This is a genomic window from Corynebacterium sp. HMSC06D04 (assembly GCF_001807315.1).
Lineage (GTDB): Bacteria > Actinomycetota > Actinomycetes > Mycobacteriales > Mycobacteriaceae > Corynebacterium > Corynebacterium simulans.
The window spans coordinates 95243-115572 of sequence record NZ_KV788548.1 but is presented as its reverse complement, the minus strand read 5'-3'; the positions used below and the strand labels follow the sequence as shown (position 1 = coordinate 115572).

Annotated in this window: 18 protein-coding genes and 1 pseudogene; 11 read left to right on the top strand and 8 right to left on the bottom strand. The window is 57.3% G+C overall.

The genetic code is table 11. From position 1 onward, the window contains the following. Positions 1 to 8: 8 nt before the first annotated feature. The 3 genes from HMPREF3155_RS07925 to HMPREF3155_RS07915 are packed head-to-tail and all read right to left on the bottom strand — an operon-like array spanning position 9 to position 4869. Positions 9 to 473, bottom strand: coding sequence for a DUF4233 domain-containing protein (locus HMPREF3155_RS07925; protein ID WP_070433003.1), 465 nt, complete (start codon positions 471 to 473; stop codon positions 9 to 11). Beyond that, a complete protein-coding gene (locus tag HMPREF3155_RS07920) occupies positions 470 to 2005 on the bottom strand; it encodes a bifunctional tetrahydrofolate synthase/dihydrofolate synthase (RefSeq protein WP_070433002.1) in 1536 nt (511 codons plus the stop codon). Before HMPREF3155_RS07920 ends, HMPREF3155_RS07925 begins: the two co-directional genes overlap by 4 nt. Then, a complete protein-coding gene (locus tag HMPREF3155_RS07915) occupies positions 2005 to 4869 on the bottom strand; it encodes a valine--tRNA ligase (RefSeq protein ID WP_210385650.1) in 2865 nt (954 codons plus the stop codon). The genes HMPREF3155_RS07920 and HMPREF3155_RS07915 overlap by 1 nt, the downstream gene beginning before the upstream one ends. A 31-nt stretch (positions 4870 to 4900) precedes the next feature. Here HMPREF3155_RS07915 and HMPREF3155_RS07910 point away from each other — a divergent pair. Together HMPREF3155_RS07910 and panC are read left to right on the top strand one after the other, a co-directional pair. Then, positions 4901 to 5149 (top strand): annotated as a pseudogene (locus HMPREF3155_RS07910) (3-methyl-2-oxobutanoate hydroxymethyltransferase); the annotation flags it as partial. A gap of 17 nt (positions 5150 to 5166) precedes the next feature. After that, positions 5167 to 6000, top strand: a complete 834-nt coding sequence (gene panC / locus HMPREF3155_RS07905) for a pantoate--beta-alanine ligase (protein WP_061924134.1) — start codon at positions 5167 to 5169, stop codon at positions 5998 to 6000. Here panC and HMPREF3155_RS07900 read toward each other — a convergent pair. Continuing rightward, positions 5997 to 6959 (bottom strand): malate dehydrogenase, encoded by a 963-nt coding sequence (locus HMPREF3155_RS07900; protein ID WP_070432999.1) that lies wholly within the window; start codon positions 6957 to 6959, stop codon positions 5997 to 5999. The two genes, panC and HMPREF3155_RS07900, sit on opposite strands and share 4 nt — an antisense overlap. 271 nt (positions 6960 to 7230) lie before the next feature. Here HMPREF3155_RS07900 and HMPREF3155_RS07895 point away from each other — a divergent pair, with 271 nt between their 5' ends. Continuing rightward, positions 7231 to 8001: a TetR/AcrR family transcriptional regulator gene (locus HMPREF3155_RS07895; RefSeq protein ID WP_061924139.1), complete on the top strand. Its 771-nt coding sequence runs from the start codon at positions 7231 to 7233 to the stop codon at positions 7999 to 8001. A 66-nt stretch (positions 8002 to 8067) separates the two neighbouring features. Here HMPREF3155_RS07895 and clpX read toward each other — a convergent pair whose 3' ends face one another. Both clpX and HMPREF3155_RS07885 read right to left on the bottom strand, forming a co-directional pair. Further along, positions 8068 to 9363: an ATP-dependent Clp protease ATP-binding subunit ClpX gene (gene clpX, locus HMPREF3155_RS07890; RefSeq protein WP_061924143.1), complete on the bottom strand. Its 1296-nt coding sequence runs from the start codon at positions 9361 to 9363 to the stop codon at positions 8068 to 8070. 304 nt (positions 9364 to 9667) lie between these two features. Continuing rightward, positions 9668 to 11167, bottom strand: a complete 1500-nt coding sequence (locus HMPREF3155_RS07885) for a peptide MFS transporter (RefSeq protein WP_062043551.1) — start codon at positions 11165 to 11167, stop codon at positions 9668 to 9670. Between the two features lie 285 nt (positions 11168 to 11452). Between HMPREF3155_RS07885 and HMPREF3155_RS07880 the strand changes: the two genes are divergently transcribed. The 3 genes from HMPREF3155_RS07880 to HMPREF3155_RS07870 are packed head-to-tail and all read left to right on the top strand — an operon-like array spanning position 11453 to position 13317. Then, on the top strand, positions 11453 to 11806 hold the full coding sequence (locus tag HMPREF3155_RS07880) for a GntR family transcriptional regulator (RefSeq protein WP_062043548.1): 354 nt from the start codon (positions 11453 to 11455) through the stop codon (positions 11804 to 11806). Between the two features lie 2 nt (positions 11807 to 11808). Then, on the top strand, positions 11809 to 12627 hold the full coding sequence (locus HMPREF3155_RS07875; protein ID WP_062043544.1) for an ATP-binding cassette domain-containing protein: 819 nt from the start codon (positions 11809 to 11811) through the stop codon (positions 12625 to 12627). Positions 12628 to 12639: 12 nt separating this feature from the next. Continuing rightward, positions 12640 to 13317, top strand: coding sequence for a hypothetical protein (locus tag HMPREF3155_RS07870; RefSeq protein ID WP_061924156.1), 678 nt, complete (start codon positions 12640 to 12642; stop codon positions 13315 to 13317). A 94-nt stretch (positions 13318 to 13411) separates the two neighbouring features. On the opposite strand, the gene HMPREF3155_RS07865 is transcribed toward HMPREF3155_RS07870, so the two are convergent. Both HMPREF3155_RS07865 and HMPREF3155_RS07860 read right to left on the bottom strand, forming a co-directional pair. Continuing rightward, positions 13412 to 14035, bottom strand: a complete 624-nt coding sequence (locus HMPREF3155_RS07865) for an ATP-dependent Clp protease proteolytic subunit (RefSeq protein WP_061924159.1) — start codon at positions 14033 to 14035, stop codon at positions 13412 to 13414. Positions 14036 to 14056: 21 nt separating this feature from the next. Next, the gene (locus HMPREF3155_RS07860; protein WP_062043541.1) at positions 14057 to 14656 is read right to left on the bottom strand and encodes an ATP-dependent Clp protease proteolytic subunit; all 600 of its coding nucleotides are present in this window, start codon (positions 14654 to 14656) and stop codon (positions 14057 to 14059) included. A 137-nt stretch (positions 14657 to 14793) separates the two neighbouring features. Between HMPREF3155_RS07860 and HMPREF3155_RS07855 the strand changes: the two genes are divergently transcribed. The 5 genes from HMPREF3155_RS07855 (at position 14794) to HMPREF3155_RS07835 (ending at position 20225) form a co-directional block, all read left to right on the top strand. Beyond that, positions 14794 to 15474: a metal-dependent transcriptional regulator gene (locus tag HMPREF3155_RS07855; RefSeq protein ID WP_061924164.1), complete on the top strand. Its 681-nt coding sequence runs from the start codon at positions 14794 to 14796 to the stop codon at positions 15472 to 15474. A gap of 117 nt (positions 15475 to 15591) precedes the next feature. Next, positions 15592 to 16050, top strand: coding sequence for a class Ib ribonucleoside-diphosphate reductase assembly flavoprotein NrdI (nrdI, locus tag HMPREF3155_RS07850; RefSeq protein ID WP_062043538.1), 459 nt, complete (start codon positions 15592 to 15594; stop codon positions 16048 to 16050). Between the two features lie 35 nt (positions 16051 to 16085). After that, positions 16086 to 18284 carry a class 1b ribonucleoside-diphosphate reductase subunit alpha gene (gene nrdE, locus HMPREF3155_RS07845; protein WP_070432998.1) on the top strand — a complete coding sequence of 733 codons (2199 nt, stop codon included), beginning with the start codon at positions 16086 to 16088 and terminating at the stop codon, positions 18282 to 18284. Between the two features lie 53 nt (positions 18285 to 18337). After that, positions 18338 to 19363: a class 1b ribonucleoside-diphosphate reductase subunit beta gene (nrdF, locus tag HMPREF3155_RS07840; RefSeq protein WP_082778640.1), complete on the top strand. Its 1026-nt coding sequence runs from the start codon at positions 18338 to 18340 to the stop codon at positions 19361 to 19363. A gap of 286 nt (positions 19364 to 19649) precedes the next feature. Then, positions 19650 to 20225 carry an NADPH-dependent FMN reductase gene (locus HMPREF3155_RS07835; RefSeq protein ID WP_061924173.1) on the top strand — a complete coding sequence of 192 codons (576 nt, stop codon included), beginning with the start codon at positions 19650 to 19652 and terminating at the stop codon, positions 20223 to 20225. Positions 20226 to 20330: the final 105 nt, after the last annotated feature.

Sequence of the window (20330 nt, the reverse complement as noted above, 5' to 3'; positions counted from 1 at the left end):
TCGTTGGGCTACTTCGAGGCGTTTAGGTGCTGGGTGGTGAGGTATCCGCGCTTCATGCGCTCGACGATGATGCCGCGCATATAAGAAGCCAAAAGCCACAGCAGACCAAAGATAATGAAGATGGCCGCGATGGACCAGTGGATCATAAAGCCCAAGATGATAGCGAGCACGTGCAGCGCAATCATGGCGTTGACAATCCACGGCTTGTTCATGAACGCGAAGCTAACGAGAAGCAGCACAGCCAGGCCAATCACTACGGAGTAGTTAAACGGGGTCCACAGCGTTCCGTCGTAAAGCTTGTACAACAGTGGCAGAGCCAGTACGAGGGTGAGCAGCTCCATGGTCAGAGAGCTGGCCACCACCATCCCGCCAAACTGCTTGAGCGGGTCTTTGACCGGTGCCTTGCCGAGACCGAGCGGACTGATTTCAGATTCCGGCACCTCGTTGCGGTTGGTGCGGCGGGACTGACTCATGCGGGATCCTTTCCAAACATCGCGCGGGCGTCGCCGGCAGTGACGACGGAACCCGTGATGACGATACCCGAGCCGGACTGAACTTCCGCATCCTCAGCCAGCTCGACGGCTTGGGCATAAGCGCCGGGTAGATCCGGGGCCACATACACGCGCTCTTCGCCGAAGATGTCGCGGGCGAGCTCTGCCAGCTCGTAGGCGTCGCGGGCGCGCGGAGAAGAGTTTTGCGTGATGACGACCTCGGTGAGATAAGGCTCGAGGGCCTCCAAGATGCCAAGGGCATCTTTGTCTTCGAAGATGCTGATGACGCCGACGAGGCGCGCGAAGTCGAAGTCGCGGTCAAGGGCCGCGCCTAGGGCCCTCGCGCCGTGCGGGTTATGGCAGGCATCGACGAAGGTCGTGGGGCTGGTGCGCACGCGTTCCAGGCGGCCGGGAGAGATGACCTGCGCAAAGCCGTTGCGCACGGTGGCCGCATCGAGCGGCTTGCCTGCCGACGCCCCGAAGAAGGCCTCGACCGCAGCCAGCGCCACGCCGGCGTTCTTAGCCTGGTGCTCGCCGTGCAGCGGCAGGAAGACGTCCTCGTAAAGACCGCCCAGGCCCTGGATGTTGAGCTGCTGGCCACCGACCGCGATGCGGGACTCCAGCACCGCGAACTCGCTGCCGGAGCGCGCCACGCCCGCGCCGACCTCGACGGTGCGCTGCAGGATGACGGACATCGCCTCCGGCTCTTGCTCCGCGATAATGGCGATGTTCTCGTGCGGGGCGAGGACGTCATCATCGTCGTGCTCGCGCGCCTTGATGATGCCGGCCTTCTCGCCCGCGATCTCGGCGAGGGTATCGCCCAGGTAATCGGTGTGGTCGAGGCCCACCGGCATGATGACGGAGACCTCGGCGTTGACCACGTTGGTGGCATCCCAGGTGCCGCCGAGGCCGACCTCGACCACGGCGACGTCGACTGGCGCATCGGCGAAGGCCGCATAAGCGATAGCCACCAGCACCTCGAACTTGGACATCGGAATGTCCGAGCGCGCGTCGACCATCTCGACATAAGGCTTGATTTCGCCCCAAATGCGCACGAAGTCACGCGGGTGAATCGGGCGGCCGTCGATGCCGATGCGCTCGGTGACCAGCTGCAGGTGCGGGCTCGTCACCAATCCGACGCGTCGGTGGAAGGCGCGCAGCAAGGAGTCGATCATGCGGGAAGTCGAAGACTTGCCATTCGTGCCCGCGACGTGGATGACCTGGAAGGACTTCTCCGGGTTACCCAACAAATCCATCAACGCCTGGATGCGTTCCAGGCTCGGAGCGATCTGGGTTTCGGGCGCGCGGGCGTTGAGCTCGGCGTCGACAAGCGCGAGCGCTTCCAGTTCCTCCGGGCTGACCTCGATGGGAGCGGCTTCCTCGTACTCGTCTTCCGCGCCCATGCCGAGGTTGAGCTGCAGGCCGGACTCCGTGATCTCCACGGGTCCGCCCTCAGTGCCCTCCTGCAGAGCGTCGACGAGTTCGTATTCCTCGCGATCTTCTCGCTTGCTCACTACTTAAGTGCCTCCAAGCGTGCCGTGATGCGGTCGACTTCTTCCTGTGCCACCTGCTGGCGGGTGCGGATCTTCTCCACGACCTCGCCCGGAGCTTTAGCTAGGAAGGACTCATTAGCCAGCTTCTTGCCGGTCTGCTCGAGCTCCTTGTTGGCCTTGGCCAGATCCTTTTCCAGGCGCTTGCGCTCGGCCTCGACGTCGACTGCGCCGGAGGTATCGAGGGCGACCTCGACGGTGCCCTGGGAAAGGCGTACCTCGATGGAAGCAGAGGCGGTAAAGCCCTCTTCCGGCACGGTGGTATTAGCCAGGTTGCGCACCAGGTTCTCCTGACCTGCAAGGTCAACGGAGGCGAAGTCCAGGCGGCCGGGAACCTTCTGCGAAGGCTTAACGCCCTGGTCAGAGCGGAAGCGGCGCAGCTCAGTGATGAGCTTGTCGGCGTCCGCGATGCGGCGTGCGGCAACCTCGTCGGTGGCCACGCCGCCGTTGGTATCGGCCGCGGTTGGCCACGGGGCAATCACGATTGACTCGCCGCCCGTTAGTGCCTTCCACAGGACCTCGGTGACAAAAGGCATGGTTGGGTGCAAAAGGCGCAGGACGACGTCGAGGACGCGGCCCAGGACGATCTGAGTGTTGCGGCCGGTCAGCCGCTCCGCGTCTGACGTTTCTGCCGAATCGAAGTCGCGCGGAATCTGGGACTTGGCAATCTCCAGGTACCAGTCACACAGCTCATCCCAGATGTAGTGGTAGAGCAGCTCGTTAGCCTTGGAGAACTGGTAGTCATCCAGGTAAGCGTCGAACTTGACGCGAACCTCTTCGGCGCGGTCCAGGATCCAACGGTCGGCGTCGGTTAGCTCCTCGCGTGCCGGCAGCTCCGCCACGCCAGCGCCGTTCATCAAGGCGAACTTGGTGGCGTTGAAAAGCTTGGTGGCGAAGTTACGGGAAGCCGCAGCAGCGTCGGAGCCCAGCGGCAGGTCGACGCCCGGGTTGGCGCCACGCGCCAGGGTAAAGCGCAGGGCATCCGCGCCGTAGTCGCGGACCCAGTCCATCGGGTCGATGCCGTTACCCAGGGACTTCGACATCTTGCGGCCCTGCTCATCGCGAACCAAGCCGTGCAGGTAAATATCGTGGAAAGGAATCTGCGGGCGGCCATCGCGCTCCGCGGAAGAACCGGCGTTAAGCAGCTCTGGGGTCTGGACGCCAGCGAAGGTGCCGAACATCATCATGCGGGCAACCCAGAAGAACAGGATGTCGTAGGCAGTGACCAGCACGTTGGTTGGGTAGAACTTCTCTAGGTCCGGAGTCTTTTCCGGCCAGCCCAGCGTGGAAAATGGCCACAGCGCGGAGGAGAACCAGGTATCCAGAACGTCTGGATCCTGCTCGTAGCCTGCCGGCGGCTCCTCGTCAGGGCCGACGCAGACGATATCGCGGGTGGTGTTGCCCTCGGCGTCGGTGGTCTCCGGGCCGTACCAGATCGGGATGCGGTGGCCCCACCACAGCTGACGGGAGATGCACCAGTCGTGCATGTCATCGACCCACTCGAAGTAACGCGGCTCGAGGGAGGTCGGGTGAATCTTGGTATCGCCCTCGCGCACGGCGTCGCCGGAGTACTTGGCCAGCTTTTCTACCGCCACGAACCACTGCAGGGAAAGGCGCGGCTCGACCGGCTCGCCGGAGCGCTCCGAGTGGCCCACGGAGTGGACATAAGGGCGGATTTCCTTGACGATGCGACCCTGTTCGCGCAGCGCCTCTCGGATCTCCACGCGTGCTTCCTCGCGAGTCAGGCCATCGAACTTGGTGCCGGTGTTCGCGATGTGACCGGTGGAGTCCATGATGGTCGGCATGTCCAGGTTGTGGCGCAGGCCCATCTGGTAGTCGTTCGGGTCGTGGGCCGGGGTGATCTTCACGGCGCCGGTGCCGAATTCCATGTCCACGTAATCATCAGCGATGACCTTGAGCTTCAGGTCGGAGCGGAAGGGGTGGGCAAACTCCTGCCCCACCAGGTCCTTGTAGCGCTCGTCGTCGGGGTGGACGGCAATCGCGACGTCGCCAAGCATGGTCTCCACGCGGGTGGTGGCCACGATGAGGTGTGGCTCGTCGTCGTTTAGCGAGCCGTAGCGGATGGACACGAGCTCGCCCTCGACGTCCTTGTAAACAACCTCGATGTCAGAGACCGCGGTCTCCAGAACCGGGGACCAGTTGACCAGGCGGTGGGCCTGGTAGATCATGCCGGCGTCGAAAAGCTGCTTAAAGATGGTCTGGACCGCGCGGGACAGGCCCTCGTCCAGGGTGAAGCGCTCGCGGGACCAGTCCACGGAGTCACCAATGGCACGCATCTGGTTCTGGATGGTGCCGCCATATTCTTCCTTCCACTCCCAGACCTTGGAGATGAACTCCTCGCGCTCATAATCCCAGCGCTTTTTGCCCTCGGTCTCCTTCAGCTTGGCCTCGACCTTGGTCTGGGTGGCGATGCCCGCGTGGTCGGCGCCCGGCAGCCACAGGGTGGCATAACCCTGCATGCGCTTGCGGCGAATGATGGAGTCGATGAGGGTGTGGTCTAGGGCGTGGCCCATGTGCAGCTGGCCGGTCACGTTGGGTGGCGGCAGCACGATGGAATAAGGCTCTGCCTCGCTGGCGGCATCCGGGGTGAAGTAGCCGGCTTCCACCCAGGACTCGTAGAGGTCCTTTTCTACCGTCTGCGGCTCCCAGGACTTCGGAAGCGCGTCAGCACGGTTAGCGCCTACTAGTTGCTCTTTATCTACAGCGTTGTTCTGCTCAGTCACCCGGACAAGTCTACCCTGTCGGTCAACTGGCTTTTCACCCCATTGGGCGAAATCGGCACCGCGGGCGCCGGTGGCTGGATACATTGTCTGTCATGTCTTCACATCCTGGAACTTCCCCAGCGCGCCTGCGCACTCGCTGACCAAGGAGGTCTCCTTCCCCACCATCGGCATCGGCGCGGGCAATGCCTGCGATGGGCAGATTCTGGTCTGGACCGACGCTTTTGGCATGGGCGCGGGCAAGACGCCGCGCTTTGTGCGCCGGTATGCGGATCTGCGCGGCATGCTTGCCGAAGCCGCGCGTTCCTACGCCGCCGACGTTCACTCGCGCGCGTTCCCGAATGAGGCGGAATCCTTCAGCGACTAGTCTTTAAGGTTTGAGTAATGCAGGTTTTTGAAACTATTTCGCAGCTGCGTACTTTCCGCGCGGAGCAGGCCGCTGCCGGGCGGAGCGTGGGATTGGTGCCGACCATGGGTGCTCTGCATGCCGGGCACGGCGCGCTGGTTAAGCGCGCACGCCAAGACAACGACGTGGTCGTGGTCTCGGTGTTTGTAAATCCGCTGCAGTTTAGTGATTTGGGCGAGTGCGATGACTACCGGAACTACCCGCGGGATCTGGAAGGTGACGCGAAGTTCTTGGAATTAATTGGCGTGGATGCGGTTTTCGCGCCGCGCGTGGAACAGATGTATCCGTCTGGTACCCCGTTAGTGTGGGTGCGCACTGGGCGCATGGGTGAGGTGCTCGAGGGGGCTTCCCGCCCAGGCCACTTCGATGGTGTGGCCACGGTGGTGACCAAGCTCTTTACTATCGTGCAGCCCACCCGCGCCTACTTCGGGCAAAAGGATGCCCAGCAGGTGGCGGTGATTCGGCGCATGGTGGCAGATCTCGACCTGCCGGTGGAGATTGTGGCGGCACCCATCGTCCGCGCGGCAGATGGTCTGGCGGAATCGAGCCGCAATCAAAGGCTCAGCACGAAGGAGCGTGACCAGGCACTGGCGCTATCGCGCACGCTGTTTGCGCTTCGCGACGGCGCCTTCGCCGACGTAACGCAGGCCGCCGCGGCGCTGGATGCCAGCGAGGGCGTGAAGCTGGACTACCTGACGGTGGTGGATCCGAAAACGCTAGAGCCGGTGGCTGCTGCAGCGCGCCCTGCCCTAGCGTTGGTTGCCGCATTCGTGGGTCCGGTGCGGCTTATCGATAACCTGCTGCTCGATTAAAGCAGGTGCTGGACGGCTTCGCGCTCAGCGCGCAGCTCCTCCACGTTGGCCTGGATGCGTTCGTTCTGGAACTCACCAAGCTCTAGGCCCTGCACGATTTCCCAGGTGCCGTTCTTGGCCACGGTGGGGAAACCAAAGATAAGGCCCTCGTCCACGCCATAGGAGCCATCGGAAACCACCGCGGCGGTGCGCCAATCCTCGGTGCCGTGGATCCAGTCGTGCATGTGATCGACTGCAGCAGAGGCCGCAGAAGCAGCGGAGGAATGACCGCGGACCTCGATGATTTCCGCGCCGCGCTTGGCCACCTTCGGAATCATCTCCTCGGTGTACCACTTCTCATCTACCTCCGCATTGGAGTAGCTAAGGTCTGGGAACTGGGTGGCGGAGTGGTTGCCCCAGACGGCCACCTTGGTGAACTCTGCGGTTGGCGTGCCGGTCTTGAGCGAAAGCTGGCTGAGCGTGCGGTTGTGGTCTAGGCGCATGAGTGCGTTGAACTGGCTGGCGTCCAGGTCTGGTGCGCTCTGGGCGGCGATGTAGGCATTGGTGTTGGCTGGGTTGCCGACGACGAGCACGCGGACGTCGCGCGCGGCGTGATCGTTGATGGCCTTGCCCTGGACAGTGAAGATGGTGCCATTGGCCTCAAGGAGGTCCGCACGCTCCATGCCCTTGGAGCGTGGGCGCGCGCCCACGAGGAAGGCGGCCTTGGTGTCCTTGAAGGCCACTACTGGGTCATCGGTGACGGTGATGCCGCGCAGCAGCGGCAAAGCGGAGTCAGCCAACTCCATGGCAACGCCTTCTGCAGCGCCTACAGCGTCAGGGATTTCCAGCAGCGCAAGTTCAACCGGGGTGTCTTTTCCGTAGACGTCGCCAGCAGCGATGCGCCACAGCAGCGAATAAGCGATGTTGCCGGCTGCCCCAGTAACGGTTACTTTGACGGGCTTCAATGCTGACTCAGTCATGTGCAATCCTCCTGCGGGATGTGGTGAAACAAACATGTTCTTAAAGCCCACCTTAGCCTTGCGCGCAGAACTTATGCAGCAGGTTACTCCCCTCTTTTGGAGTCAATCGAGATCACAAAATTGCGAAAATTACCCCCAAATGTCCCGCAGTTCATGACTTTATTTTCACTTGAAACTCGGAAAAGTTGGTTTTTGGGCACTATAGGAAAGAGAAAGAAAGAGTCTTAAAGGAACAGATTCATCTCGCACAGGACTTACAAGGACGGAAACAATGACCATGGACGCCACTGATTCGGCTTCGCCCGATTCCGTCGGCACCGCCGAGCTTACGGGCTCCGTCGACAAAGTAATCGACGTCGCCATCGAGCAGTTCTCCGAGTTGGGATTCGCTGACACCAAGTTGGACAACATTTCCCGCCTCGCCGGCATGTCCAAGCGCATGATCCATTACCACTTTGGTGACAAAAAGGGCCTGTACCAGCAGGCCCTCACGGTTGCGGCACGCCTCCTCAACCCACCGGCAGGCAGCCTTGAGCTGGACTCTGCAGTCCCAGTGGAAGGCGTACGCACGCTCGTAGACTGGCTTTTCAAGCAGCACGTTGAGCACCCAGAGGCCATCCGCATGATGACGATGGAATCCTCCACCGGCGCGCTTGATGGCGGCCACGCGCTAATCGACGTCTCCGAAGTTTTCCTTCACTTGGACAAACTTCTGATGCTGGGCCAGGACTCCGGCGCCTTCCGCCCGGGCATTTCGGCCAACGATATCTTCACCCTCATTGCCTCCCTCACGATGTACCGCGTGACCAATCGCTCGATGATGCAGAATTTGTTGGACATCGACATGCGCAGCCCCGAAAACACCGACGGCATGCACCGCATGACTGTCGACGCAGTCCTGGCATTCCTTACCACCAACATCCCGGATTCCGGGCACAGCTCCTACCTCACCACCAGCGCCGCCGACGAAGACAACGACGCTAGCCCGCAGGATATCTACTCCAGCGACGAAGAGCAGGCCGCATCGGATATTTACGAATAAAGCCTAAAAGAGCCGCCTTTTAGAAGGCGGCTCTTTTTACATGTGGGCTAGAGGGAAACGCGCTAGCTAGGCAGATTCCTTTTCGGCGTCAGAGTAGACAAACTCCGGCTCGCCCTCGCCCTTAACGCAGGCCTCGGTAATGTGCACGGCCGTGATGTCCTCGCGGTCTGGCAGGTCATACATGATGGGAACGAGCAGCTCCTCCATGATGGCGCGCAAGCCACGAGCGCCGGTCTTGCGCTCAAGCGCGAGCTCGGCAATGGAGCCCAAGGCCTCGTCTGCGAAGACCAGTTCCGCGCCATCCATCTCGAAGAGGCGCTGATATTGCTTGATGAGCGAGTTCTTCGGCTCCACCAAGACCTTGACCAAGGACTCACGATCGAGGTTGTCCACGGTGGCCACAACCGGCAAGCGGCCGATGAACTCCGGGATAAGTCCGAACTTTACGAGATCCTCAGGGCGTACCTCAGAGAAGAGGTCGAGCTTCTCGCGCTCGCTGGCAGTCTCGAGCTTCGCGCCAAAGCCCACGCCCTTCTTGCCCACGCGCTCTGCGATGACTTTATCGAGACCAGCAAAGGCGCCAGCAACGATGAACAGGATGTTCGAGGTATCGAGCTGGATGAACTCTTGGTTGGGGTGCTTACGGCCACCCTGCGGCGGGATGGCGGCTACGGTGCCCTCCAAGATCTTCAGCAGGGCTTGCTGCACACCCTCACCGGAAACGTCACGAGTAATGGATGGGTTTTCAGACTTGCGGGAAATCTTGTCCACCTCATCGACGTAGATGATGCCGCGCTGCGCGCGCTCTACGTCAAAGTCTGCGGCCTGCAGGAGCTTGAGCAGGATGTTTTCTACGTCCTCGCCCACATAGCCGGCCTCGGTAAGGCTGGTGGCGTCGGCGATAGCAAAAGGAACATCCAGCATGCGAGCCAGCGTCTGCGCAAGGTAGGTCTTGCCGGAACCGGTAGGACCGAGCAGCAGGATGTTGGACTTAGCGATCTCGACGTCCTCATCCTCGACTTTCTTGCGGCGGCTTTCCAGGCCCGCTGCTTCTTCTGCCTTGATGCGCTTGTAGTGGTTATAAACCGCCACCGAAAGCACGCGCTTGGCCTGGTCCTGGCCGATGACGTACTTATCAAGGAAGGAGGAAATCTCCGAAGGGCGCGGAAGCTTTACTTCCTTCTCGGCATTGTCAGCCGCGGCGGCTGCGCCGAGTTCTTCCTCGATGATCTCATTACACAGCTCGATGCACTCATCACAGATGTAGACACCGCCGCCGGCGATGAGCTTTTTCACCTGTTTCTGGCTCTTGCCACAAAAGGAGCACTTGAGCAGGTCAGCGCTTTCTTGCATACGTGCCATTAAGGTCTTTCCACTCGCTTTTGATTATTGATTGTGGTGGGAAGATTCTAGGATGCCAATCCTTTGCATCCGGCGCCCTTAAAAAGGGGCGCGTCCCACAGATACCTCCACCTTAGTAAATCAACGCGACACCGCCCTCATTCATTCCTCCGCGTGGCGCAGCCTCAACCCCTCCTTGAGACTTCCCTTTTCGCAGTTCACATACACTATGCGTCTGCTTTCAGCAGGCAACGCAGGGACCAAGAAAACGGCGACGACGCCGCGGGCCTTAAGACCAACGGCGTCGGAAAGCATCGGCTCCTTTTTAGCGGAAGGTGGCGAAGTTCTTAACCACCCAGCGGCTGACTGCCAGGACCAGCAGACCCAGAACGATGGAAGCGATGCCCAGGGAGATAAAGAAGGTATTCTCCGCGCCAGCGTCCTCCGGGTTGTAGAAACCAGCCAGGGAGCCAGCCAGGGAGGTACCCATGGCAACGGCCATCATCCACACCGCCATCATGCGGGAGGGGAAGGCACGTGGCGCGACCTTCGTAGCAAGCGAGTTACCAACCGGGGACAGCAAAAGCTCGCCCATAGTGAACAGGAAGAGGATGCCAATGATGGCAAACATCGGCGTGGAATTTGCACCGGTACCGGAGTACGGCAGGAAGAAGAACAAGGAAATACCGATGATGATGTTCGCGGCGCCGAACTTCACTGGCGTGGACCACTGACGGTTACCGAGCTTGGTCCACATCGTTGCGAAAATCGCAGAGAAGACCACGATGAAGACCGGGTTGAAGGACTGCACCAGTGACGGCGGAATCTCGATGCCGAAGAAGTTACGGTCCAAGCGCACATCCGCGTAGATGGTCATGACGGTGAACTGCTGCTGGAAGATACCGAAGAACAAAACACCAGAGACAAACAGCGGGATAAATCCCAGCAGACGCTTCTTCTCTTCCGCATCAACCAGCTCGGAGAAGTACATCTGGCACCACAATACGATTGCCGCCAACAGCGCAACGACGGTGACGATGTTGGATAGCCAATCGACCTTGACAACGCCGGTTGCGATGGAAATTACCGCAATTGCCACGATGCCAAGGACGGCAGCTAGGCCGAGCAGCATCTGCTTGCTGCTAGCAGGGTTCGGGACCTCGTGGCCTGCATCCTTGATGGTGGACTTGCGCATCAGGGTGTACTGAATCAGGCCCGCGAACATGCCGATTGCCGCGAGGCCAAAGCCCCAGTGGAATCCCTTCCAGCCCCACATGATTGTTGTGACAAACGGGCCTAATAGAGCGCCGATGTTGACACCCATGTAGAAGATGGAGAAACCACCGTCACGGCGGGTGTCATCACGGCTATATAGCGAGCCAAGCACCACCTGGGCGGTGGTCTTCACGCCGCCAGAGCCGATGGCAATGAGAACCAAACCAATCGCCAGACCAATAACGTCCGGAATAAACGCCAGAGCGATATGACCGAGCATCACCAGGTTCGCGGAGTAGAACAGGGTGCGCTCCGGGCCCAAAATTCGGTCTGCAACCAAAGAGGCCAAAAGGCAGGCCATATAGACCAGACCGCCGTAGGCACCAACCACGGACGTTGCAGCGGTCTTGTCCATGCCTAGTCCGCCATCGGTGACGGAGTAGTACATATAGAGCAAAACGATCGACTGCATGCCGTAGAAGCTGAAACGCTCCCACATCTCGATGCCAAATAGGTTGGCTAGGCCCCACGGATGCCCGAAGAACAGTCTTTCTTCAGGCTCCGTTTTGTGTGCTGTCGCGCCAGACAGCTGCGTATTGTGATCTGACATATAAATAGTTGACCACTAATTCTCGGTAACAACAAATCGGTTGGTTGCCCGAAATATTTGTTAAAGCACGCGGCTGCAAAAAGTTCCACGTCATGGCCCCGCACTGCGAAAACTTTCACACTTATATTTGCAGCCGAATCGACCAAGGGCCGGAGCATCAATCTCCGCTTCTGCCGCTTGCTCTTGACGACACATCAAAGCTCATTTAGGGTTACCCACATAGGTGGTAAACCCACAAACCCACAAACCGCTTTGTTATCAGTCACGCATCCGAAAAGAGGTCTCATGGGCAATCCCCTCCCCCTCTACCAACAACTCGCTAGCGGCATCCGCGACATGATCATGTCCGGCCAGCTCGCCCCCGGCGACCGAGCCCCCAGCACAAACGAGCTTTCCGCATTCCACTCAGTCAACCCCACGACAGCGTCCAAGGCCTTAACCGCGCTCTTCGACGAAGGCCTGCTCGAAAAGCGTCGCGGACTTGGAATGTTCGTCACTCCCGAAGCGCGCACCCGCGTTGCAGAAAAGCGTCGTGCCGCATTACATGAGGATTTCGTCGCACCGCTTCTAGCCGAAGCACGAGCCCTCGGAATCACAACGGCTGAGCTCATCGAACTCATCAAAAGCGAAGGAGAATAACCATGCACACTATCGAGGCAAAAGACCTCCGAGTAAAGGACTTTCTCCATGCTCACTCGATCCGATTGAAGCCCGGAATCTACGGCATTATCGGCACCAACGGTGCGGGCAAGACGACGCTTATGAGAGCGATTGCGGGTCACCTTCCAATGACATCCGGCTCTATCGAGACTGCCCCAACTGCCCTTGCACGCACTGGCGCTGACATTTTGCTGGCGGGGCACACAGTGAAAGATCACCTTCACATCGCCCAGAAAGCACGAGGCGAACTCGACATCGCCTATGCGAACCGTCTCCTAGCCCGCTTTGAGCTTCACCCCTCAGAGGTCTGCTCGAGGCTTTCCACCGGCAAGCGCCAATTGATTGCCAACATCACCGTTCTTGCTGCACGCACGCCTGTCACGCTGATGGATGAGCCTTTCACTGGGCTAGACGTACCGACGCGTGAGGTACTGCGCCAAGTCATCATCGAACACGCATCCCACAACGACGATTGGACGTTACTTCTATCCTCACATCGCGCCGAGGATCTCGCTGGCCTCGTTGAGGGGCTCATCGTCGTGCAGAAAGGCCGCGCGGTTGGTCCACTTCTGCTCGACGAACAGCGGGAACTATATCCACTGTTCACGGGCGAGAGCAGTGCCGTTGATGACGCAGTTGCCGCACTCACGGGGAGCGTCGTCAGCCAGCAAAAGCTCGGGCGAACCTCTCGCGTACGTGTCCAACTAGCGGAGCCGCTGAATACTCCTCTCCACGGCATAGACACCGATTTCCCAGACGACGTCCAACTCATCGACTCACTTGTATCCGCACAGCTTTAAAGGAGCAACACCATGACCGCACTCGTTTCGGCACACCGAAAGACAATCGCAGTATTTGCACCCCTCATCATTGTGCTCGCCGTGGGCGCTTACCTAGTTCCGCATGACTCCAGCCAAGTTAGCGTTAATCCCACTTTCTGGATCATCTTCTCGGCTATCTTTTGGGCGATACTTTGCGCAAGCGCAACCTCGCAGTTCAAGGTTTTGCGCAGCCTCGATATGCCGCAGAAGCGGTGGCAGATCGCAGCTCACGGGTTTGCCATCGTGGGTTCCGTCATCTTTGGACTCGTCGCCGCCGCAGCACATTACATCGCGGTATCCGCAGGCGTTGATGTCGATAGCTCTTTTGAGGTTGCTGTCAACGGCGATACCGGCACCCTTCCAACTTGGTTAGCTCATTTGCTTTCTGTCCTGGCATTCCTGACCACTTACCTCGTTGCAGGCTATGCTGGCACGGCGATAGGGATGCTCTTCAAAGCGCTTGATAATAGAAGTATCGCTATGCGAACCATCACCGCCGCTGGAGGCATTCTCCTAGTCTATTTCCTAGCAATCGCGATAAACTGGGCCGCATACACCTTCAGTATCCCAATCGAGGCACCGTACCCAGGCCTATTCATTTTCAGCGGTATCGCTATCATCGTCAGCGTTGTGCTGATGTGGCGGCTGCCTAGACACATCCATCCGTAGAACGGGTTTGGGTGACGCACCAAGACCTATAGAACTAAAACCAAAGCCCTTGCACCACGAATACGGTGCAAGGGCTTTAGCTTAACTACTGGTTTTAGGCGTTGAGCTTGCGGTAATCAAAGACGGTATCGATGATGCCGTACTCAACGGCTTCCTGAGCGGTCAGGATCTTGTCGCGGTCAGTGTCCTCACGGACCTGGTCTGCGGTGCGGCCGGTGTGCTCAGCGAGGGTGGTCTCCATGAGGCGGCGCATGCGCTCGATCTCGTTAGCCTCGATCTCTAGGTCAGAAACCTGGCCCTGGGTGCCCTGGGTGCGTGGCTGGTGAATCAGCACGCGGGAGTTCGGCAGTGCCGCACGCTTGCCCGGTGCGCCGGCAGCCAGCAGGACGGCTGCAGCAGATGCAGCCTGGCCCAGGCACACGGTCTGCACATCAGGACGTACGTAGCGCATGGTGTCGTAGATAGCCATCAGCGCGGTAAAGGAGCCACCCGGGGAGTTGATGTACATGGTGATGTCGCGATCTGGATCCTGGGACTCGAGGACCAGCAGCTGCGCCATGATGTCATTCGCCGAGGTGTCATCAACCTGGGTGCCAAGGAAGATGATGCGCTCTTCGAAGAGCTTGGAGTACGGGTTGGTGGTCTTAGAGCCTTGTGCGTTCTGCTCGACAAACTCCGGCAGAACGTAGCGGGAATTAGGCATTTGAAGGTTAGACATAGTGATAATTCTCCTTATTCCCTAGTTATTGATCGGGCCGTTTACGGACTCGATGACGTGGTCAACGATGCCGTATTCCTTGGCCTGCTGTGCGGTGAACCAACGGTCACGGTCAGAATCCTTGGTGATTTGCTCAAAGCTCTGGCCGGTATGCTCAGCGATCAGCTGCGCCATTTCGCGCTTGGTCTGAGCAAACTGCTCAGCCTGGATGGCGATGTCAGCAGCAGTGCCGCCCACGCCAGCGGAAGGCTGGTGCATCATGATGCGAGCATGTGGCAGAGCGTAGCGCTTGCCCTTGGTGCCGCCGGAGAGCAAGAACTGGCCCATGGAAGCTGCCAGACCCATGCCATAGGTAGCAATATCGCACGGCGAGTACTTCATCGTGTCGTAAATGGCCATGCCCGCGGTAACGGAGCCACCCGGCGAATTGATATAAAGCGAAATATCGCGCGTGGGATCCTCTGCGGACAGCAGGAGAATCTGGGCGCACAGCTTGTTCGCAATCTCATCATCCACCTGGGTTCCCAGGAAGATAATGCGCTCGCGCAAGAGGCGCTCATAGACGCTATCGCCCAGGCTCATACCAGTAGCGGATGAGTTCATTGAAATCTTCTCAGACATTAATGATGCTCCTTCAATTGAAAAATTTTTAACTGGCCCCACCTTACCGACATTCTTCTCAAATTTGGCCCCTGTTCGCTATGAGCGTTGGGAGCGCTACGTCAGCACACACTAAGGTGCTGGGTTAAGATTTTCCCATGTCTGTTTCCGAGCTTTCCACTAGCACACAGAATTATTTGAAAGCCATCTGGGGGCTAAAGGAATGGTCATCTGAGCCCGTAACCGCCACGCTTATTTCAGCACAGTTAGGGCTCAAACTCTCCTCAGTCTCCGATGCAGTGCGCAAAATGGCCAAGCAAGGGTTGGTATCACACACACCTTACGGAGCAGTGGAGCTCACCGATCGGGGTAGACAGTATGCATTGGATATGGTGCGCCGTCACCGATTGCTTGAATCTTTCTTGGTACAGGCATTGGACTATACATGGGACGAAGTCCATGACGAAGCAGAAAACCTCGAACACGCAGTGTCGGACATGCTGATAGAGCGCGTGGACAAGTTCCTCAATTTTCCCAGCAGGGATCCACACGGCGATCCTATTCCCACAGTTGATGGGAACATCACAATTCCTCGTGCACACCGGCTCTCTGACAGCGGAGCACAATCTCAGGTGATCGTTGAACGAATCTCCGATTCCGATCCACAACTACTAGCTTTCCTGAAAGAACACGGCATCGTCACGGGTGCCGTTCTAGACACGCGCGAAGGAGCCCCCTTTTCAGAATCACTCGAAGTGCGAGTATTTGGTAGCGCTCCGTGGGTACTGCTCGGACGCCCGGCTACCGACGCAGTTTTTGTAGCTCCTCATACCCCATAAAAGCCATCCCCCTCCATCTAAACCTAACATTACCTGCCCTTTTAAAATATACGTTGCAACGTAGTTTGCAACTACGCTCACACGTAGTTACGCTTTCGGATATCACATATCCCACGAATGGCTCAGGCCAGGATGAGCAGGATTGCTATGTCAGACTCACCAGATTTGGTGTACTTTTCGAGCGTTTCTGAAAACACAAAAAGATTTGTTGAACGCCTAGGCAGACCCGCAGTGCGAATTCCACTACGGCCCAAGAAAAACGGAATGATCCAGGTTTCACACCCGTATGTACTCGTCGTCCCCACCTACGGAGGCGGCTCTCTCAAACGCGCGGTTCCTAAACAGGTCATCACTTTCCTTAACGACCCAATCAATCGATCCTTTATCCGCGGCGTCATTTCCTCAGGAAACACCAATTTCGGAAACGCCTACTGCGTAGCCGGCCAAATCATTTCCGCCAAGTGCCACGTGCCCGAGCTGTATCACTTCGAGCTACTCGGCACCCAAAAAGATATTGACACCGTAAAACAAGGTCTTCACAAGTTTTGGGAACAGCAAGAACACGTCAAAAAATGAAGAACACGTCCGGACCACACAGATTGGACTACACAATGACCCCTCCGCAGACCACACCCACGCAGCCTGTTGACGCAGCCCATCGCATCACCACCGGTGCTAACGACGAAGGCGGCGTTGGTAAGCGCAAAAGTTACCATGCGCTCAACGCGCAGCTGAACTTATTCGATTCTTCCGGGAGAATTCAGTTCGACAAAGATATTGAGGCAGCACAAGATTATTTAGCCCACCATGTTGCTCCCCGCATGCGCACATTTAGCTCCACCACGGAACGCCTGGAATGGTTAGTAGATAATGAATACTATGAGCGGGGTTTCCTCGAACTTTACGAGGACGAGTTCCTGTGCGCCATATATGACAGAGCACATCGCGCCCAGCATCGGTTCCGCACATTCCTCGGCGCATTTAAGTTCTTTACTTCCTACGCGCTAAAAACCTTTGACGGCTCAACACTCCTTGAAGGCTACGAAGAACGCGTCACCACCACAGCTCTTTACCTGGCACAAGGCGACAAAGTTCTTGCAGAGAAACTGGTGGACGACATCATGTCCGGACGATTCCAGCCCGCCACCCCTACTTTTCTCAACGCAGGCAAGGCTCAGCGCGGTGAAATGGTGTCTTGCTTCCTCCTGCGAATAGAAGACAACTTGGAAAGCATTGGCCGCAGTGTGAACTCCGCGCTACAACTATCAAAACGCGGCGGTGGCGTGGCCCTATTGCTAAGCAATCTGCGCGAATCCGGAGCCCCGATCAAAAAGATTGAGAACCAAGCATCCGGCGTAGTCCCAGTTATGAAGATTCTGGAGGATAGTTTCAGCTATGCCAACCAACTGGGAGCCCGCCAGGGCGCTGGGGCTGTCTACCTGCATGCGCATCACCCAGATATTCTTCGCTTCCTCGATACCAAACGGGAAAATGCAGATGAAAAAGTTCGCATCAAGACCCTTTCACTGGGTGTCGTTATTCCGGATATAACGTTTCGCCTGGCCAAAGAGAACAAGGACATGCATCTGTTTAGTCCTTATGACATTGCTCGCGAATACGGCGTGCCCATGTCCGACATGTCTATCACCGAGCATTACGACGAGCTGGTGACCAATCCGCGAATTTCGCACACCACCATCAAGGCCAGGGAGTTTTTCACTACGCTTGCTGAGCTTCAATTTGAATCTGGATACCCCTATATCCTCTTCGAAGATACGGTCAATCGCTCTAATCCCCTCAAAGGGCGTATCAATATGTCCAACCTGTGTAGCGAGATCCTTCAAGTCAACGCGCCATCCACTCTTGGCCCTTCTGGCAACTACACCACCATCGGCCAAGACATTTCATGCAATCTGGGTTCGCTCAACATCGCTAAGGCCTTTGCATCACCGGATTTTGGAGCAACTGTAGAAACCGCAGTGCGCGCGCTCACCCAAGTCTCAGATCTTACCGATATCGAAGCAGTTCCTTCCATTGCTAAAGGCAATGAATCCATGCACGCGATTGGTTTGGGGCAGATGAATCTCCATGGTTTCCTTGCTTCCAAACGGATTCCCTATGGCTGCGCCGAGGCTTTGGACTTTACCAACTTCTATTTCCTGACTGTGACCTATCATGCGCTGCGCACATCCCATGCGTTAGCGGTAGAGAAAGGTCAGCGATTCCAGGGTTTTGAAGACTCTGCTTATGCCTCCGGCGCATTCTTCGACAAGTATCTCAAACAGGAATGGGTACCTGCCACCAAGCGAGTAGAGCAGCTTTTCCATGAAGCAGGCGTGCGGATTCCTACACGCGAGGACTGGCTGAAATTAAAGAATCAGGTGGCCCGAGACGGAATATATAACGCCTATCTACAGGCAGTTCCACCCACTGGATCAATTGCCTACATCAATGATTCGACTGCATCCATCCACCCGATTGCCTCCAAGATCGAAATTCGCAAGGAAGGCCGCTTGGGGCGCGTGTATTTCCCCGCACCGGAAATGACCAACGACAATGTGGAGTATTTCGAGGACTCTTTCACCGTGGGATACGAGAAAATCATTGATACCTACGCCATGGCCACGCAGCACGTGGACCAAGGCCTTTCTCTGACCTTGTTCTTTACTGCCGACAGCACCACTAGGGATATCAACAGGGCGCAAATCTATGCCTGGAAGGCCGGCATCAAGACCTTGTACTACATCCGTTTACGCCAATCCGCGCTCCAAGGCACCGAGGTCGAAGGCTGCGTCTCCTGCGCTTTATAGGAGCACTGCCCTCCCATCTTTTGCACTACCAATTCACCCGAAAGGAAAAAGTAATGACTTCAACATCGAACGCTGCTGCGTTAACTAGCATCTCTGTTACGCCTCCGAGCTTCCGACATGATCCCTCAGCCCGCATCCGCCCCATCAATTGGAACCGTGTGAGTGACGAAAAGGATCTTGAAGTATGGAACCGGCTCACCGCCAATTTCTGGCTGCCGGAGAAAGTGCCGCTTTCTAATGATCTCTCAGCCTGGCAGAAAATGACGCCCTCAGAGCGTAACCTCACCATGCGGGTGTTCACAGGCCTGACCACTTTAGATACCGTGCAGGCTACCGTGGGAGAAATCTGCCAAATTCAAGACGCCCGCACCGAGCATGAGCAGGCCGTTTACACCAACATTGCCTTCATGCAATCAGTTCACGCCCGTTCTTATTCTTCAGTGTTTTCTACGCTAAGCAGCACAAAGGAAATTGACGAAGCCTACCGCTGGGCGGTGAATAATGACCTTCTCCAAGCACGTGCCAAGAAAGTCCTCACGCACTATTTCGGGCCGGATCCGCTCAAGCGCAAGGTATCATCGACGCTTCTTTCTTCGCTCCTTCTATACGCGGGTTTCTATCTCCCCTTACACTTTTCTGTCCACGCCACCCTGACCAATACGGCAGACATGATTCGCCTCATTCTGCGTGACAAGGCAGTACACGGTTACTACTCGGGATATAAATACCAGCGTGGCCTAGAATCTTCTTCTCCTCAAAGGCAAAAAGAGATGAAGAATTTCACCATCTCTTTGCTCGAGGAGCTCTATTCCCTAGAGCTGGAATACTCCGGCGAACTATATGAACCATTAGGACTCATGGACGATGTGGCCGTCTTCGTTCGCTATAACGCAAATAAGGCCCTGATGAACTTGGGCTACCCAGATTACTTCCCACCTGAGGAAACGGAAGTTAACCCAGAAATTCTCGCCGCCCTAGCTCCTGGAGCAGACGAGAACCATGACTTCTTCTCTGGTTCAGGCTCCTCCTATGTCATTGGTACCGCTGAAGAAACGAGTGATGATGACTGGGATTTCTAAACCCTTCCCACGACCAGACCAAGGAAGCTGGCTTGAAACCATTGCATTGTTTGAGACTATTCGTGAAGGAAACCAACCTGCGGCATTGCGGCTGCTACAAAGCTCGGCCGCACGCGAGGCCGTCCTGGGAGGGCTCTTGGGCCTCATTGAACTGTATTTCCGCAATGAAGAAGATGACAAAATAGAGGGATTTCTCGCTGCCGCCCACAGTGCCGGCCCGCCCCCAGCTTTCGGTTGCAAGCCTTTTCTCCCTTAATCCAGCCCCAATGAAGAAAGAAGGTTCAGCATGACTTCCACCCCACGCATCACCGTTATCGTAGGTAGCCTGCGTCGCGGATCAATTGCGCGCAAGATTGCGCACGAAGTACTCACAATGATCCCGAAAGACTACGAGGCAAACATCCTCGAAATCCGCAACTTGCCCCTTTATGACTTCGACTACGATGATCCCGCGGTCACGGACAAGCCAACTCCGGCCGAGTACACCACCTTCCGCGACACCATCAAGAACTCTAGCGGAGTCCTTTTCATTACGCCCGAAAACAACCGCACAATCCCCGCATGCCTCAAAAACGCGGTGGACATCGGTTCTAAACCCAACTCAGATGTGGCTTGGAAGAACCTCCCCGCAGGAATCATCAGCCATTCTGTAGGGCGCATGGGTGGGTATAGCTCACAAAAGAACCTCCGATTGGCCCTGTCTTACTTTGATATGCCTTTTCCTGGGCAGCCCGAGGTATTCCTCGGCCAATCACCCACCCTTTTCGAAGACTCGGGCCGTCTTAATGAACACACCGCAGAATTTGTAAAGGACTACGTCATGCGCTTCCTGGCTCTGGTGGACAATGCCTTAACCAGCTAGGACCCACGCACATCTCTAGAGGGCGTTCACGATCACGCAAACCCCGGACTCATTCATGAATCCGGGGTTTGCTAGTGCGCTAGAAACCGCTCGCTACGAAAGAAA